General features: G+C 43.8%; 17 protein-coding genes. All 17 read left to right on the top strand.

Going from position 1 to position 15873, the window contains the following annotated elements:
- Positions 1-62 precede the first annotated feature (62 nt).
- The 17 genes from QPK24_RS19580 (at position 63) to QPK24_RS19500 (ending at position 15796) form a co-directional block, all read left to right on the top strand.
- The gene (locus QPK24_RS19580) at positions 63-350 is read left to right on the top strand and encodes a nucleoside-diphosphate sugar epimerase (protein WP_285744003.1); all 288 of its coding nucleotides are present in this window, start codon (positions 63-65) and stop codon (positions 348-350) included.
- A gap of 27 nt (positions 351-377) precedes the next feature.
- Complete coding sequence (locus tag QPK24_RS19575) at positions 378-701, top strand: alpha-helical endospore appendage domain-containing protein (RefSeq protein ID WP_285744001.1); 324 nt, start codon at positions 378-380, stop codon at positions 699-701.
- Between the two features lie 53 nt (positions 702-754).
- Positions 755-997: a hypothetical protein gene (locus tag QPK24_RS19570; protein ID WP_285743998.1), complete on the top strand. Its 243-nt coding sequence runs from the start codon at positions 755-757 to the stop codon at positions 995-997.
- 21 nt (positions 998-1018) lie between these two features.
- Positions 1019-1357 carry a hypothetical protein gene (locus QPK24_RS19565; RefSeq protein ID WP_285743997.1) on the top strand — a complete coding sequence of 113 codons (339 nt, stop codon included), beginning with the start codon at positions 1019-1021 and terminating at the stop codon, positions 1355-1357.
- 254 nt (positions 1358-1611) lie between these two features.
- Positions 1612-2679 (top strand): CgeB family protein, encoded by a 1068-nt coding sequence (locus tag QPK24_RS19560; RefSeq protein WP_285743995.1) that lies wholly within the window; start codon positions 1612-1614, stop codon positions 2677-2679.
- A 58-nt stretch (positions 2680-2737) separates the two neighbouring features.
- Positions 2738-3883 (top strand): CgeB family protein, encoded by a 1146-nt coding sequence (locus QPK24_RS19555; RefSeq protein WP_407083034.1) that lies wholly within the window; start codon positions 2738-2740, stop codon positions 3881-3883.
- A gap of 179 nt (positions 3884-4062) precedes the next feature.
- A complete protein-coding gene (locus QPK24_RS19550) occupies positions 4063-5490 on the top strand; it encodes a glycosyltransferase family 4 protein (RefSeq protein ID WP_285743991.1) in 1428 nt (475 codons plus the stop codon).
- Positions 5491-5506: 16 nt separating this feature from the next.
- Entirely contained in the window at positions 5507-6598 is a 1092-nt protein-coding gene (gene wecB, locus QPK24_RS19545) for a non-hydrolyzing UDP-N-acetylglucosamine 2-epimerase (RefSeq protein WP_285743989.1), read from the top strand.
- A complete protein-coding gene (locus QPK24_RS19540) occupies positions 6591-7577 on the top strand; it encodes a polysaccharide biosynthesis protein (protein ID WP_285743987.1) in 987 nt (328 codons plus the stop codon). The genes wecB and QPK24_RS19540 overlap by 8 nt, the downstream gene beginning before the upstream one ends.
- Positions 7574-8404: a dTDP-4-dehydrorhamnose reductase family protein gene (locus tag QPK24_RS19535; protein ID WP_285743985.1), complete on the top strand. Its 831-nt coding sequence runs from the start codon at positions 7574-7576 to the stop codon at positions 8402-8404. The genes QPK24_RS19540 and QPK24_RS19535 overlap by 4 nt, the downstream gene beginning before the upstream one ends.
- Entirely contained in the window at positions 8386-9345 is a 960-nt protein-coding gene (locus QPK24_RS19530; protein WP_285743983.1) for an NAD-dependent epimerase/dehydratase family protein, read from the top strand. Before QPK24_RS19535 ends, QPK24_RS19530 begins: the two co-directional genes overlap by 19 nt.
- Positions 9342-10064 (top strand): glycosyltransferase, encoded by a 723-nt coding sequence (locus tag QPK24_RS19525; protein WP_285743981.1) that lies wholly within the window; start codon positions 9342-9344, stop codon positions 10062-10064. Before QPK24_RS19530 ends, QPK24_RS19525 begins: the two co-directional genes overlap by 4 nt.
- A 16-nt stretch (positions 10065-10080) precedes the next feature.
- The gene (locus QPK24_RS19520) at positions 10081-10662 is read left to right on the top strand and encodes a class I SAM-dependent methyltransferase (RefSeq protein WP_213533946.1); all 582 of its coding nucleotides are present in this window, start codon (positions 10081-10083) and stop codon (positions 10660-10662) included.
- 18 nt (positions 10663-10680) lie between these two features.
- The gene (locus tag QPK24_RS19515; RefSeq protein WP_285743977.1) at positions 10681-11382 is read left to right on the top strand and encodes a glycosyltransferase family 2 protein; all 702 of its coding nucleotides are present in this window, start codon (positions 10681-10683) and stop codon (positions 11380-11382) included.
- Positions 11383-11403: 21 nt separating this feature from the next.
- Entirely contained in the window at positions 11404-12450 is a 1047-nt protein-coding gene (locus QPK24_RS19510) for a glycosyltransferase family 4 protein (RefSeq protein ID WP_285743974.1), read from the top strand.
- Positions 12451-12651: 201 nt separating this feature from the next.
- Positions 12652-13425, top strand: a complete 774-nt coding sequence (gene aroD / locus QPK24_RS19505; RefSeq protein WP_285743972.1) for a type I 3-dehydroquinate dehydratase — start codon at positions 12652-12654, stop codon at positions 13423-13425.
- Positions 13426-13600: 175 nt separating this feature from the next.
- Positions 13601-15796, top strand: coding sequence for a stalk domain-containing protein (locus QPK24_RS19500; protein WP_285743971.1), 2196 nt, complete (start codon positions 13601-13603; stop codon positions 15794-15796).
- The last annotated feature ends 77 nt before the right edge of the window (positions 15797-15873 follow it).

Here is a 15873-nt window from a genome sequence, read left to right as displayed (position 1 = left end):
TTTTTTGTTCTTTCGGAAAATCAAAATAACCGATCTCAAATTTAAGAAGAAGGGGCCGGGACATGCAAAACAAATTAGATGAAATGCTTGCACATATGGCTCATGCGCATCAGCAGGTGGCCAGAGTACTGGATGCGGAACGAGAGGTCAATGTCCGTATGGCAGAACTCATGCATGAAATGCCAGATTTGATGCCGCAATTTGCAGATGCTCAAGGCTTACTTGATGGTTCGGCTTCTGTGAATGCAGGGATTGTAGCTTATCTCAGCGGACTTGCAGATTTACAAGAAATGATTGCAGATTCCATTTCTCATCTAGTGAAGGAACTGGCAGTAGCCGATGAAGAGTAAATTTCTTAAAGGCAGGTGATCTAAGAAATGAACAGAGAGAAGTCACTGCTCCAAATGCTGGATGCTGCGGTCAAAGTTCAGCACAACATTTCCCTTATCTTGGAGGCGAAAGCACTCGAAGCAGAAAAGATGAGAAATTGGTCTGTCAATCACTTAAGCGCTGCCACCTATGACAGTCATGAGGATCAACTAACGGTCTCTCTTAAACTACAGGAGCAGTTGCTTGAACTGCTTGAAGGTATTAACCGTATGGAAGCAGGACTGAACAAGAATTTGAAAGCACTGCTTCATCAGAGTGAAGAGAATGGCTATGATCAAATGATGATGGACTATGATAATGGTAAGGGATAAAGATGAATTTACTATCCAAAGAAAAAGAAGCGAAAATCGCCTTTCTTGAGTCGATGACAAGGAGTCAGCTAGCACTGTCACGGATACTGACCATCATTGGCGATCGCTATGAGCTGATGAGCTCCACCGAGGGCGAGGAGCGTCTGCCTGAGCATATCCTTCTTATTGAACGTTGTCGCCTAGAGATGGCAGAGATGGCTGGGCTGATGAAGTTTAGTCCACTGAATAAGGGAACTCCAGCACCTCCATGGTTCGCAAATAAGCGACTGCCATGCAAGGGCACGTCCCAAGACTGAACTTAGACAGGAGGAATGAGGATGACAAGAAAAAAGTCTTCAAAAGTGGGGACCTTAAAAAAAGGTGCTGTCAAAAAGGCAACTCGTTCGGTGCCGAAATCAGTGAGACTTGCGAAGAAAAAGAAGAAGGCGGCAGGGCAGAAGAACAAATCTCTATTGAGAAAAAAAACCTCTTCACTCATCAAAAAAAAGAACGGAAAACGAAAGGTCTCTCGAAAAACTACCGGGAGACGACACTCCTCAGCAAAAAAAACCGGACACAAATCCTACAACGATGCTTACAACGAGGGGTTCAACGTCGGATTTGCCAAAGGGTTCGAAGATGGTCATGCACTCGCTTATCAAGGTGAAGAGATCTAAGCTCATGAGGGCTGTCATCTTTGTCTGTGTTAGACAAAACAGACGTTCAAGATGACGGCTTAGGCTCTATTTTCGGGAGGACAAGTCACTCAAGTTAGACTTACATATACATAACGCAGTTTAGACAAATGTCTGCCGTACAAACGCCAATTTTCTTAGTTTCTGGACACACGTCCATGATGCATTTGACCTTAGGGCATATAGTTAGAAGGACTACATGAACTAATGTACAGAGAGAGATAGGTGAGTGCGAGGTGAAAAATACAAGAAGGAAGCAAAGTTATCTTGATGGTTATGCGGAAGGGGTTCGGCTTGGCGGGTGTGAAGCCATCCTTCAGAGAGTAAAGCAGCCGGAGACCGTGATTCGAAACATGAAGGTACTTTATGTACCGCAAGGTTTTGAAGCGATTGATGGCGGTGTGATTGCTGCGCTTCAAATGACTGTTTCTAAATGTATCGTCGTGAATGCAGCTCATATGAAAGAATATGCGGCTATTCATAGGCCGGATCTTGTACTCGTTATGAATGGTCTTCATGTCTTTCCGGAGAACCATTTATCACAGATAGATGAGATTCGTGCACTAGGTATTCGTACAGCGATCTGGTTTGTAGATGATCCATATTTTACAGAAGCTACAGCAGACATTTGTCTGCATTACGATCTTGTCTTCACCCATGAAATTAGGGCGGTACCCTTCTATCAGAACCAGGGGGCTAAGCATGTCCATCATGTTCCGCTCGGGGTAAACACCTCTCTTTTCTCACCTCGTAAAATATCCTCAGATGTCCAGTATGATGTCTGCTTTATCGGCAATGGATTCTGGAATCGAATTTCTTTATTCGATGAACTTGCTCCTTTTCTAAGTAATAAGCGTGTCCTGATTGCAGGGGGACAGTGGAGCAGACTGCAGAGGCAAGACTTACTCGCTTCTTTTATCAAGCCGGACTGGATTCCTCCAGTGGAAACGGTAGATTACTACAACGGAGCAAAAATCGTGATTAATATGCATAGACCCCATGAATATGGGCTGGATAATCGGAACACTCATCAGATTGCAGCAGGTTCTATTAATCCCAGAACGTATGAAATGAATGCCTGTGGAACCCTGCAAATCACAGATATAAGAGAGGATTTACCGAATTACTACAGACCTGGATACGATATAGAGACTTATGAAAATAGTGCTGAGCTGCAGGATAAGATTTCCTATTATCTTAAGAATGAAGAAGAAAGGCTAGCTGTTGCTTGGAGAAGTCTATATACAACGCATGAGAAGCATACCTTTCAGACGCGCATTCAGATGCTGCTGAGTTATTTGTAAACTATTCACTTCGTGAACAGATGAAGAGATAAGAAGAAGGTGGGTGAATGAGGTGGCCATAAAGCGAGTAAAGGCTTCAAGAAAGAAAACAGTACGAGCAAGACCGAAGCGGTTACCGTATTCCGTAAATCCAGCGAATCAGAGTACATCTTTTCAACGAGGTTATGATGATGGGTATTTGCGCGGCCGCGCTCATTTTATAATGAACCGAGCAGTCGAGCCTTCGCCTGTACGACCTCTACACGTCCTATATGTTTCCTCAGGTAAGGGATTTCCTTACTCGCCTCTGGACGAGGCAATAAGAGGGACGTTACGAGACATGGTTACGACTCTTCATACAGCAGAACCTCATGAACCCGTTGCAGAAATGACAGCCTTGCTAAAGCCTGATCTCGTGCTGGTCTTAGATGGAATGTACTTTCCGGTAGAACAGGTAGATGCCATCCGAAATCAAGGAATACAAACAGCAATTTGGCTGACAGATGATCCTTATTATACAGATATAACGCTAAATATTGCTCCCCGTTACGATTATGTATTCACACTTGAACTGAATTGTATCGAGTTATACGAGAGTCATGGATGTTCAGAAGTGCATTATTTACCTTTTGCTGCTTACCTCCCCCAGTTTCACCCGAGTAAAATGCCTGCCCTTCATCGCAGAGATATCAGCTTCATTGGGTCAGGATATTGGAACCGTGTGAATTATTTCAATCCTCTCCTCCCGCAAATCATGTCGCATCAAACTGTATTCAACGGAATATGGTGGGATCGACTCCCTGACTTTAAAAAATATAAACACAAGATTGAACTGAATCGCTGGATGAGTCCAGAGGAGACAAAAGAGGTGTATAACGGAACAAAGATTGTGCTCAACTTACACCGTTCCCATGAAGACGATTCTGTAAATAATAATAGTCTTAAAATCCCTGCTTTATCACCGAACCCCCGTACCTTTGAAATTTCAGCCTGTGCAACCCTGCAGCTTACCGATGCCAGAGGAGACTTAGCCCGTTTTTATAAACCTGGAGTAGAGATTGAAACATATGAGACGGCTGCTGAGATGATGGACAAAATTGAATACTATCTTGCTAATGAAGATAAACGGAGAGCTATTGCGCTCAGAGGTTTTGAGCGTACCTGGAAAGAGCATTCCTATCATCACCGCATGGAATCCCTGCTTCAGACGATATTCGGCTCATAGCGAGTATGCTGTAAATTATGTGCGAATGATACGGTGCATATGTCGTGCCGTCATTTGCCGTATTTCATATATTGAGGTAGAGCCATGATCCTTCAAACGCACAAACGAAGGAGGTGAACGACGCACATCCTTTCGCTGGCTATAGTTAGGCAAGTAAGCAGGAAGGTTGTACGCCCGAGATGACACAAAAGCCGAAATTAATGTTATTCAGTCATATCAGTCACAGCCAAAGTATTACGGGGGCAGAAAAGCTGCTGCTTCGCTTTTGCCAAGAAATGAGGCCTTACTTTCGCTGTGTACTCGTGGTCCCTAATGAAGGAATGATTTCCTTGCTAGCTCGAAAGAATGGAATTCGAGTAAAAGTCCAGTCTTATGAACTGCTTCACAACATCTACACTCCCCATGAGGGGCTTAGACAAGAGGCAGATCAGTTAATGCATACCCCGTCTTCCCACGCTGTGATCCGTCTGCTGCAAAAAGAATCCCCTCAAATCGTACTCACGAATACCTGTGTGAATGCGGTACCTGCTATGGCAGCACGAATGCTTTACATCCCGGTGATTTGGAAAATTACTGAAACGATTACCATGAACGCGTATACGGGGGAATCCATAAAGATCATTGATGAGTTCAGCAACTGGGTCATCGGCATCTCGCAAACCGTCTTCGAACCTTTACAAGGCAGCAATATCTCCGCAAAATCCACCATATTATCTCCCACATGGGATGCTTCTCTTGCTGCAATTCATCAGTGGAATGTTCTTCGAGCAACAAGGCGCAGCATGATTGGACTATCGCCCGAACATTTCTGCGTTGGTTATATTTCCACTTTTATATACGATGCTAAAGGGTTACTGCCTTTCGTACAAAGTGCTCTGTCTTTATGTGAATCCTATCCCCATAGCAGGTTTTGGATTATAGGAAACCCAGTCGATGAGGTCTATTACAACGAATGTGTGAGATTGATCGCTGAATCGAGATACCGCCAACAATTCATCTTTACTCCTTTTCTTGAACAAGTCAGCGAAGCGTACTGTGCGATGGATCTTACCGCCGTTCCGAGTATGGTCAAAGAAGGTTTTGGGATGACGGCACTGGAGAGTCTCTACTTTGGAACACCGGTTGTTGCCTTTGGACAGGGAGGTCTTCAGGAGATGATGGAGGCTGTCGGTAATTCGCATTTACTTGCTGAGCCGGGTAGTGCTTCGGACTTAGCAAGCAGAATGGCTGTCTGTATCCAAAATCCAGAGGAAACGGCGCGTACGGGCGAACGGAGCAAAATAGCCGCAGAGCAGCGATACGGTGCAGAAGCATATAAAAACCGTGCAGAAGACATGATTCGTCAACTCATGAGCCAATTCCCAGATTGGTTTGGTACACCCTCTGCTCGTCTGCGAACTCATGCCAAAAAGCGTAAACCGGTGAAAAGTAAGAGAAGGATAATGCAGCAACGAAAGAAAAAATCAAGCTCTGCGCGGCTGAAAAAAAACGGTAAAAAATCTAGAAATAACACGAAGATAAAGCCATTGAAGAAAAATAAAAGGAAGCAAACACGTTCTGTCATGAAGCCTCAGAGGTCTCAGAAAAAACGAAAGTTGACTTCATGAAAAAGGAGGGGTCACCTTGAAGATTATGACGGTACTTGGAACAAGGCCGGAAATTATCCGGCTGAGTCTTATTATTCCTAAGCTGGACCGTTATGCAGATCGTCACATCCTTGTGCATACAGGACAGAATTTCACAGAAAGTCTCAGCGGTCAATTTTTTAGAGAATTAGGCCTGCGATCTCCAGATTATGTACTTCAGGATGAAGCAGCTACGCTTGGTGAGCAATTGTCTGCCATGTTCAGTCAGCTGGAAAAAATTCTGGTACAGGAAAAGCCAGATAAAATCTTGCTGCTAGGAGATACGAACAGTGCTTTATCTGCCATTCTCGCAGAGAGAATGGGTATACCGGTCATTCACATGGAAGCAGGGAATCGGTGTTATGACCTCGATGTACCCGAAGAGAAAAACCGCCGGGTAATTGACGCTATATCAAGCATTAATATGCCTTATACAGAACAAAGCAAAGCACATTTAATCCGGGAAGGTGTTCCTAGTCAGCGAATCGTGCTCACGGGCAATCCCATATATGAAGTAATGAAGCATTATGAAAATCGTATGCTGGACAGCAAAATTATGAAAACCTTGGGCCTTGAAAAAGGAGAGTACTTTCTCGTTACCGCCCATAGAGCAGAAAATGTAGATCATCCCGCGCATCTAGCAGCTATTATGACAGGACTCAATCTCGTAGCAGAGAAACATGGAAAACGGATCATTTGCAGTATTCACCCTCGTACCGCAGCACGGATTAAAGAACATTTGAAGCTGACGATGCATCCCTTAGTAGAATTTCATGAGCCCTTCGGATTTTTCGATTTTCTTTTACTGGAGCAAAATGCATGCTGCGCTTTAACGGACAGCGGAACAGTCCAGGAAGAGTGCTGCATTATGGGAGTGCCTACGGTGACCATGCGTAAGACGACAGAACGGCCAGAGACCGTCGATTGCGGAAGTAACATTGTATCAGGGCTTGAAGCAGAACGAATTGCTGCATCCGCAGCGCTGATGATGGAACTAAATCGTTCTTGGGAGTGTCCAAAAGGGTATCTCGCTAAAGATGTATCGGATAAAGTAGTTAAATTTCTGCTTGGAGGGAAGCTGCATGTTTGAAAATCAACGTATTCTCGTTACCGGAGGTACTGGTTCCTGGGGGCATGAATTAATCACTCAATTACTGACTTTAAATCCGAAGGAAGTCATCGTATATTCTCGCGGCGAATCGAGTCAAGTAGCCATGAGCCGTGAATTTGAAGACAGCCGCCTCAGTTTTTGTATTGGAGATATCAGGGATAAGGAAGCCCTCGTTGCCGCTTGTAAAGAAGTGGATTATGTCTATCATCTAGCAGCACTGAAACATGTCCCTGTCTGCGAAGATCAGCCTTATGAAGCGCTGAAAACCAATGTCATTGGTACTCAGAATGTGATTGAGGCAGCAGTAGAGAATGAAGTAAAGAAAGTGATCTATATTTCCACGGATAAAGCAGCAAACCCATCGAACTTTTATGGAATGACAAAGGCGATTGGAGAAAAGCTGATTGTATATGCGAACTTACTCCGCAGCAAAACAGCATTCGTAACCGTGCGGGGCGGTAATGTGCTGGGTACGAACGGAAGTGTAGTCCATCTGTTTAAGGATCAGATTAAGAATAAAGGTGTAGTATCGATTACGGATATGGAGATGACACGGTTCTTTCTTACGCTGCGTGATGCGATATCGCTTTTATTTGATGCTTCTGTAAAAAGTGTGGGCGGTGAAATTTTTGTAATGACGATGCCTACCTGCAAAATTGTAGATCTAGCAGAAGTATTAATCGAAGATGCAGCGGTATCTGGTGTTCAAATCGTGGAACGAGGTACTCGGCCGGGAGAAAAAATTCACGAAATCCTGATGAGCGAGTTCGAGAGCAGAACAACCGTTGTTTATGATGAAAAATACCTTGTCATTCTTCCGACCATTAATCTGCCTGAACTAAAAGAACACTATAAACACTACGAGCCGGTGACCTTCTCCAGCTTCAGTTCCGAATTTAATCTGATGTCGAAAGAGGAGATTAAGGAAATCCTGCAGCGCGGGGGGTTCCTTGGATGAAACTGCTCATAATTGGTGGTCAGGGTATGGCAGGCCACATGATGGTTCAATATTTCAAACAACAAGGAAAACACACGGTGTTTTATACATCTCGTAATAAGAAAGATCCGAATGGACTAATCCTGGATGTGAATGATATTCACAGCGTCGATCTGCTCGTAAAAGCGGTTCAACCTGATGTCATTATCAATGCAGTGGGGATTTTAAATCAATATGCAGAAAAAAATATAATTCAAGCCTACCATGTCAATGGATTTTTACCGCACCGCCTTGCGAATCTAGCTGATCAAATCGGTGCAAAACTCATTCATATCAGCACAGATTGTGTATTTAAAGGGGACCGGTCAGGAGGATATACAGAAGAGGATTTACCAGATGGAGATACGATATATGCGATTACTAAATCACTCGGGGAAGTTCGTTCCCCGGGTCATCTTACGATACGTACCTCCATCATTGGGCCGGAAGTGCGGAAGAATGGGATCGGTCTCATGCATTGGTTCTTTCAGCAAAAAGGGGTTGTGCAAGGGTATGCGAAGGCAAGGTGGAATGGAGTGACTACACTCATGCTTGCTAAGGTGGTGGATGAGTATATGACTTCAAAAGTGTCGGGTCTGATTCATCTGGCTCATCCTGAACCCGTATCGAAGTATGAGCTGTTATTACTTTTCAAAGAAATATGGGATCTCAAAGAAACAGTAATCGTCCCTAATAGTACGTTTGTACAGGATCGAACCCTCGCTGTCACTCGGGAGGATGTAAACCCTCTTCTGCCGTCTTATCGTGACATGCTGAAGGAGCTGAAGGAATGGATACAACAAGGCTGAAAGACAAAGTCGTGCTGGTAACCGGTGCTTCTGGATTTACAGGCCGGCATGCAGTTCAGCTGCTACGTGCCTGTGGTACAAAGGTTGCGGCCGTCACCCGGTCACTTTCTGCAGATTGGCAAGATGATCAGGTAACCGTCCATTTATGTGATCTAAGGGATCGTCAGGCCGTGAATCAGCTGGTGAGTCGTACTCAGCCTGATTATATCTTACATCTAGCAGGACAGAATTCCGTACCTGTCTCCTGGGCAGACCCCGTATCTACGATTGAAATGAATGTGATGTCCCCGCTTTATCTGCTCGATGCCATGCGAACACTGCCCGAATGCCGGGCAGTCATCGTTGGTTCACGTCTCAAATACATTCCTGTCCCAGATCTCCCGCTATCGCCTCCTCATCCTTATAGTCTCAGTAAGTACATGGAAGAACTCGTTTCTATGTCATTCTCAGCGATGTACAGCCAGCAGATGATCTACGCTGAACCAGGAAATCTAATTGGGCCCGGGCCTTCGACAGGCATATGTTCACTGCTTGCTGCCCATGTGGTTTCGGCTGAACAAGGGGAAAATCCAACTCCTTTTCGCTTATCATCCCGTACGGATGCTCGTGATTATTTAGATGTGCGGGATGCGGTCCGGGCATATGTTGCGCTTTTGCTGAATGGGGAGCCAGGCAGAATCTATCCTGTTATTTCAGGGAAAGAAAGAACACTTGGAGAGATCGCGGACTTACTCCTTTCTTATACAAAAGCGCAGGTACCTCTGCTCTGGGGAGCGCCTTCTTCTGGTCCTGGAGGTATATCGGCAGTAGAAGATGATTCTTCTTCCTTCGCTTCTCTTAGCAAAATAGGGTGGAAACCAGAAATTCCATTCGCTTCTTCTATAAAAGATGTACTACAAGATCATCGCTTTCGCCGAAGTAAGGAAGGAGGGCAAGCATGAATTCGCTCCCTCTGGTCACGGTGGTCATTCCTTTCTATAACTGTCCCTATATTTCGCAAGCCATTCGCAGTGCACTCAGCCAAACGTATTCTATGGTAGAAATTATCGTAGTGGATGACGGATCTACACAGTATACAGAACAAATTCATCCCTATCTGCCTTTTATTTATTATCTTGGTAAGGCGAATGGCGGAACGGCTTCCGCACTCAATCACGGAATTCGGTATGCCTCTGGAGAGTACATCGTTTGGCTCAGCTCGGATGACCGGTTCTATCCAGAGAAAATAGAGAAACAAGTGCAGTTCATGATGAATCAGCAGGCTGTCATTTCTCATACCAATTTTAATTATATTAATGAAGATAGCAGTGTCACCCAGCACCGTGCCGGCATTTCTCCCATGACAGACAAAGAAATGCTGCGAGTTTTTCTTACAGGAAATCCGGTGAATGGATGTACGGTTATGTTTCATAAATCACTGGTTCAGAACATCGGATTGTTCGATGAATCTCTTCCGTATACGCATGATTATGATTTGTGGTACCGTGTTTTGCTAAAGGGATATTCAGTTCCCTATTTGCCAGAACCGCTGACAGCCTACCGTAAACATCATGGCATGGGGTCTGTTAAATATGCAGATGCAATCCAGCAAGAAATTCGAATGATTCAAAAGAGGTATGCGGAACAGATTCAGAAGATGATTCAAGTGCAAGGACGGTAGGGAAGGGGGAAAGCGAGTGTATCATGAAATACAGAAGTCTGATTTTTTACCATTACTCAGTGAACTGCTTCGGTTCTCAGATAGTGTGCTTGATGTTGGCAGCGGTCTAGGTGTTTTACTAGAATATTACGAGTCCAGGCTCATAGTAGCACTGGATATCCACCGGCCCTATCTGGAACATCGCGTCTGCCGAGCTCCCCATGTCATCCCTCTGAATGCAGATGCGAAAATATTAGATCAATTATTTCTTCCCAAATCATTTTCTGCGGTAACCATGATTGATTCTTTGGAACACTTTACAAAAGAAGAGGGAATCTCAATCCTTCAGCAAGCCGAAAAAATCGCCAAAAATCGGATTGTTATTTTTACACCGCGCGGTTTTTTTCATCAAGAAGGAGTCGATCATTACAACTTACAGGGTGAAGTGTATCAGAATCATTACAGCGGTTGGGAAGCAGAGGAACTCGAGAGCATTGGATATCAGGTCATTGTCCTTAAAGGATTTCATAATCAGAAGAACCCCTCTTTCGAGGAGTCCTATGGAACAGAACACGAGCCTGTTGATGCCCTATTGGCCTGGAAGATCCTTGATGAGTAAAAGTGAGGTGAGATGCTTGTGATTAGCAAACCTGTCGTGACCATCGTCATTCCCTTTTATAATTGCAAATATATTGGAGAAGCCATCGAGAGTGCTTTACAGCAGACCTATCCCCATATTGAAATTATTGTTGTAGATGATGGATCAACTCAGCATACAGAACTCATTACACCTTATGAAGATCAAATTCGCTATATCCGAAAAGTGAATGGCGGGACAGCTACGGCACTAAATACAGGAATTGTACATGCAAAGGGGCAGTATTTTGCCTGGCTGAGCAGTGATGATGCGTTTCTTCCCCATAAAGTGGAGACACAAGTGAATTATATGATTGAAAAAGGCTTATCTTTTACCCAATCGGCTTATCATTATATGAATTCACTCAGTGAGCAGACCGAAACGATCTATCCGAAACTCGGTAGCAGGTCAGACATGATTCATACTCTTTTATCGTATTGTCCGATCAACGGTTGTTCCGTCATGCTGGCTATGCAGGTATTTGGTAAAGTGGGACTGTTCAATCCGAATTTCCGCTATGCACATGATTATGAGATGTGGCTTAGATTACTTCCGTTTTATGAACTTGGATGTGTGGATATCCCGCTGATCAAGTACCGGATGCACGAACAGATGGGGACTGCAAGACATATGGGAGAGATCGAAAAAGAGGTAGCTGCCATTCAGAATCTTCATCGGTCTGCTTTGCTATCTTTACTGTGAATGGATGGAGGTGAAGGGCAGTTGCGTTACATTTTACCTGTATATACATTATGTCACGGCGGAGCACAGCGAATGATCGCGGAACTTGCGAATCGGCTTGTTGACACGGGGCATGAAGTTTTGATCGTAATGCCAAGCCAAGGCGTAGTGGAATATGAGATCAAAGCACGAATTTTGCAAGTGAAGGAGACCATTTTACAATCACGCCATATCCCTAAGGGGGATGTCATTTTATCTAATTTTTACACAACAGCTTATCCGGCCCAGCAAGCCAGCGAAGAAGGCAAAGGGCTGCATGTTAGGTTATCCTTGTGTTATGAGCCTACTTTTCTGAGAGATAACCAGTATTCATTTCCTTCCTATCATCTAACCCCTCATTTACTTGTACTATCCAGATGGCAGCAAGATATGATTTTTCTTAATCATGGAATCAAAGGCAGAATTGTACCTGTCGGTGTCAGCCGCTTTTTTCATAATATGCATATCCGGGAGCAATTAAATGGTCCGCTGCGTATTACTTCGATCTACCGGAAAGAAGAAGGGAATTTCTCGTGGCATCGGGAACAAAAATATCTACTTGCCGAGCTTGATCTTGTGAAGGCCGCTCATCCAGAAGTGATTTTGAACTTAATCACACCTCCTGGAGAGTATGCAGAATCTGAGGATATACAGTTTCTTCAATCGACGGGAAAATATAATATCTACACGCCAGAGAACGATGAAGAGCTGAGATATCATTATAACGAGACAGATATCTATGTTAGTTCAGGTTCATATGATACCGGCTCACTTCCCGGTCTTGAAGCCATGAGATGCGGTGCAGCTCTTGTCGCTTGTTATTCTGGAGGCAACACCGAATATGCCGTGCATGAGCGAAATTGTCTCATGTCTTATCGATACGAAAATCGGTTAGCGAAAGATGTGATCAGGCTGATTGAAGATGATCATCTGAGGTTAAAACTGGCGAAGAATGGAGAGCGCGATTCGAATGTCTTCACCTGGGAGAAAAGCTATTCCGAGCTGGAGCGGATTGTGAACGATATTGTGAGCAGATTCCATGCAAATTAGCTGGAAGTCCTCTTTGGACTTTCGATATGGAAAGACCCCTTGCTTTAGAAGCCAGGGGTTCTTGTACGTTTTTTTAATGATGCAACATATCTTGCTTCTCTTTTTGAGACTTGGTTTTTTTCTAATACATTCTCAATAGTTGTAATAACAGGTATACTATCCAGAACGAGTATTTAACAGAAGGCAAAGGAGTCTACCAACATGCAAAACACGCTAAAACCCGTTGTCGTTAGAAACGTCACCATTGGCGAAGGCGCACCTAAAATTTGTGTTCCTCTTGTGGGCGAGACAATGGAACAATTAAAAGAAGAAGCGAATTTTCTAACATCACAGGATTTTGATGTCATTGAATGGCGTGTCGACTTCTATGAACATGTAGAAGATATTGAAAAAGTGAAAGAAGCTCTAGCGGAGATCCGCTTGATTCTTCCTTCCCAGCCGATTGTCTTTACGTTCCGCAGCGCAAAAGAAGGCGGAGAAAAAGAAGTCAGCACCGCTTATTATGTAGAACTGAATCAAGCTATTGCGGCAACCGGACAAGTAGATATCGTGGATGCTGAGCTGTTCACTGGTGATGCAGAAGTAAAAGCAATAATCGAAGAAGCTCATAAGCATCATGTCTATGTGATCATCTCGAACCACGATTTTGACAAGACCCCTTCTAAAGAAGAAATCATATCCCGTCTTCGCAAAGCACAAGAACTCGGCGGCGATATTCCGAAACTGGCAGCCATGCCGCAAAGTGTCTCTGATGTGCTGATGCTGATGGAAGCCACTCATATTATGAAAGAAGAGTATGCGGATAGACCGATCATTACGATGTCCATGGCGGGCAAAGGCGTGATCAGCCGGATTGCGGGTGAATTGTTTGGTTCTGCCCTCACATTTGGATCTGCCAAAAAAGCATCTGCTCCAGGTCAGGTGCCTGTTGAAGAACTTCGCAGTGTGCTGAACACGCTGCACAAACATATGTAAATTTGAGACGTGAAAAGCGTTTGAGCCTTTTGGGGTTCAAACGTTTTTTTATCTAAAGGTAAAATATGGTTTCACTTAGATCGTGTGAAACATTATAATTCATTCTGCGTCTAACTTAGGGCACGGGCTTTTTATACGCAGTCCTACAAATATCACACACCTAGAAGGAGACAGAATGAAACAAATGAAGCGCAGGTTACTAGTTTTAATTACTATTTTAGGACTGCTTTGCTATCCAATATCAGGGTACGCTCAGGCAGATGAGCTCGATTTTGAAGATCTATTTAACGAGGCAGTTATTCTGTCCATTGGGAGTCCAAACGCCATCTATGATACGGAAGATCGTATTATTGATGAAAACAACTACAACATTGTGCCGTATGTAAAGAGTCAACGAACAATGGTGCCGCTGCGCTTTATTAGTGAAAGCCTTGGCGCAAGAGTTGCCTGGAACCAGTCTACTTCTACGGCAACCATTACGCTTGCAGGAAAGGAAATAAAAATTACGCTAGGCAGCAAGACCATACTTGTGAATGGGAAAAAGACAGCACTTGACGCACCGGCAGAATATCAACAAGGCCGGACGTTTGTACCTATTCGTCTGATCAGTGAAACACTCGGGAAGAAGGTATTTTACAGCCGGGGAATTATCGTGATTAGTGAGGAAGCGATTCTAGATCCGGTGCAAGATGCTGAGATTGTAGATTATTTAAAATTTATTTTAGAACCCTATAAAAAGAGTCCTTATACAGGTAAGAATTTAACAAATCAGCAAATTGCGGGTTTTGAACAAAGTGTTGTTCTATTGGAATCACTGGATCGCAGCGGTGAATCTACCGGATTTGGCAGTGCATTCGCGGTAGGTTATGGTTTGTACTTAACGAATTATCATGTGATTAATGAAGCAAGCAGTTATGTAATTTACACAGGGAAAGATCAAGTGTATGAAGCAGCAGGCATTGTCGCTGTGGACAAGACGAATGATCTGGCTTTAGTAAAAGCGAAGATTCGGACGAATGTACCTCCGCTTTATATCGGTTCCACGCAGAACTTGGCGAAAGGACAAGCCGTAGTTGCGATTGGTAATCCGGAAGGACTGCAAAACACCGTTTCGACGGGAGTGATAAGCGGACTTCGTGTCATTGACGGCCAAAGTTTAATTCAATTTACAGCGCCCATTGCTTCAGGCAGTTCGGGAGGAGCGCTGTTTAATAAAAAAGGAGAAGTTATCGGCGTTACTTCTGCAAGTATGGATGAAGGAAATTTGAATTTTGCTGTTCCTATAGATTATGCGAAATCTTGGATTAGCCAATATAATGCAGCAGCTTTTTCAAAAATAACGGTATTAAATCAAGATCAATTTAGAGAACCTTCGAATGGATCTGATACAGTTACACCGGAAGAAACTCCAAAGCCTCCAGCAGTCACAATACCAGCAGGAAATGTAAGTGTACTCAATGAAGTTATACAGGAAGCGGTAACCGATCCATCGAGGCCCATTGTTTATGCTATCGATGACAGTGAATCTACTATTGTCTCCTATGACCTTACTAAGAAAAAAGTAACCAAGACTTCCACTTCATTTAGCAAGGTGCCGCGGAAACTCGTTTATGCAAGTGGAGAACTTTATGTCATTTTTAGTGATGGAGAATACAGTCCCTATCGGTTTGATGAAGAGCAAGGCGGAACCGTGAAAGTACTTAATCCCTCTACACTGCAAGTAATAGATGAGTGGGATGTGGATATTGATCCTTACGATATTGCGGCTGATGAATCGGGACATGTATATCTTACCTCAGGCTCCGGTCAGTGGACCTATATGAAAAGTTATGACCGGACGACCAAGAGGGAGCTTTCTTCGTCTGGCGTATATCACCAAACAAAAATCATGATGCATCCATCAGAGAATCGAATTTATTCTATCACTACTCCGTTAAGTCCGAGAGATATGGATGTGTTCCGGCTCACGGATGGGAAGATCACAACCACCTATGATTCTCCCTATCATGGAGACTATAAATTGTCTACGGTATTTGGGATTACGCCAGATGGTAAGTTTATTGTGAACGGTGCGGGTTCGATCTTTACGGCTACTAATAACAAGACGACTGATATGAATTATGCAGGTACGATGGATACGTTTGATATCTTTGCTGCGAATAAGAATCATACGGAAAAATTTTATACAGCTACAAAAAATGTGATTAACCAAGTGGATACAAACACATTATCCACGACGAAAACATACAAGACACAAGGCACCATCGTAAAACTGCTAATGACAGATACTCAGCTTATTGCGATTACGAAAGTCACTGTGACTGGCTCAGCGCTAACGAGAAATGCGATAGAGATGGTTACAGAGCTCTAGTTCAAAGAAACGGTTAGATTTTACTAAAAGAATAGATAAATACTTTTCTCCTAAGGATGAGAAATAAGTGCCTCGAT

Source organism: Paenibacillus polygoni (assembly GCF_030263935.1).
Taxonomy (GTDB): Bacteria; Bacillota; Bacilli; order Paenibacillales; family Paenibacillaceae; genus Paenibacillus; species Paenibacillus polygoni.
The sequence above is the reverse complement of the archived record's forward strand: the minus strand, read 5'-3'. Positions and strand labels throughout refer to the sequence as shown.

Coding starts and splice junctions, on each gene's coding strand:
- QPK24_RS19580 (WP_285744003.1), top strand. CDS start 63: ATGCAAAACAAATTAGATGAAATGCTTGCACATATGGCTCATGCGCAT.
- QPK24_RS19575 (WP_285744001.1), top strand. CDS start 378: ATGAACAGAGAGAAGTCACTGCTCCAAATGCTGGATGCTGCGGTCAAA.
- QPK24_RS19570 (WP_285743998.1), top strand. CDS start 755: ATGACAAGGAGTCAGCTAGCACTGTCACGGATACTGACCATCATTGGC.
- QPK24_RS19565 (WP_285743997.1), top strand. CDS start 1,019: ATGACAAGAAAAAAGTCTTCAAAAGTGGGGACCTTAAAAAAAGGTGCT.
- QPK24_RS19550 (WP_285743991.1), top strand. CDS start 4,063: ATGACACAAAAGCCGAAATTAATGTTATTCAGTCATATCAGTCACAGC.
- QPK24_RS19540 (WP_285743987.1), top strand. CDS start 6,591: ATGTTTGAAAATCAACGTATTCTCGTTACCGGAGGTACTGGTTCCTGG.
- QPK24_RS19535 (WP_285743985.1), top strand. CDS start 7,574: ATGAAACTGCTCATAATTGGTGGTCAGGGTATGGCAGGCCACATGATG.
- QPK24_RS19530 (WP_285743983.1), top strand. CDS start 8,386: ATGGATACAACAAGGCTGAAAGACAAAGTCGTGCTGGTAACCGGTGCT.
- QPK24_RS19525 (WP_285743981.1), top strand. CDS start 9,342: ATGAATTCGCTCCCTCTGGTCACGGTGGTCATTCCTTTCTATAACTGT.
- aroD (WP_285743972.1), top strand. CDS start 12,652: ATGCAAAACACGCTAAAACCCGTTGTCGTTAGAAACGTCACCATTGGC.
- QPK24_RS19500 (WP_285743971.1), top strand. CDS start 13,601: ATGAAACAAATGAAGCGCAGGTTACTAGTTTTAATTACTATTTTAGGA.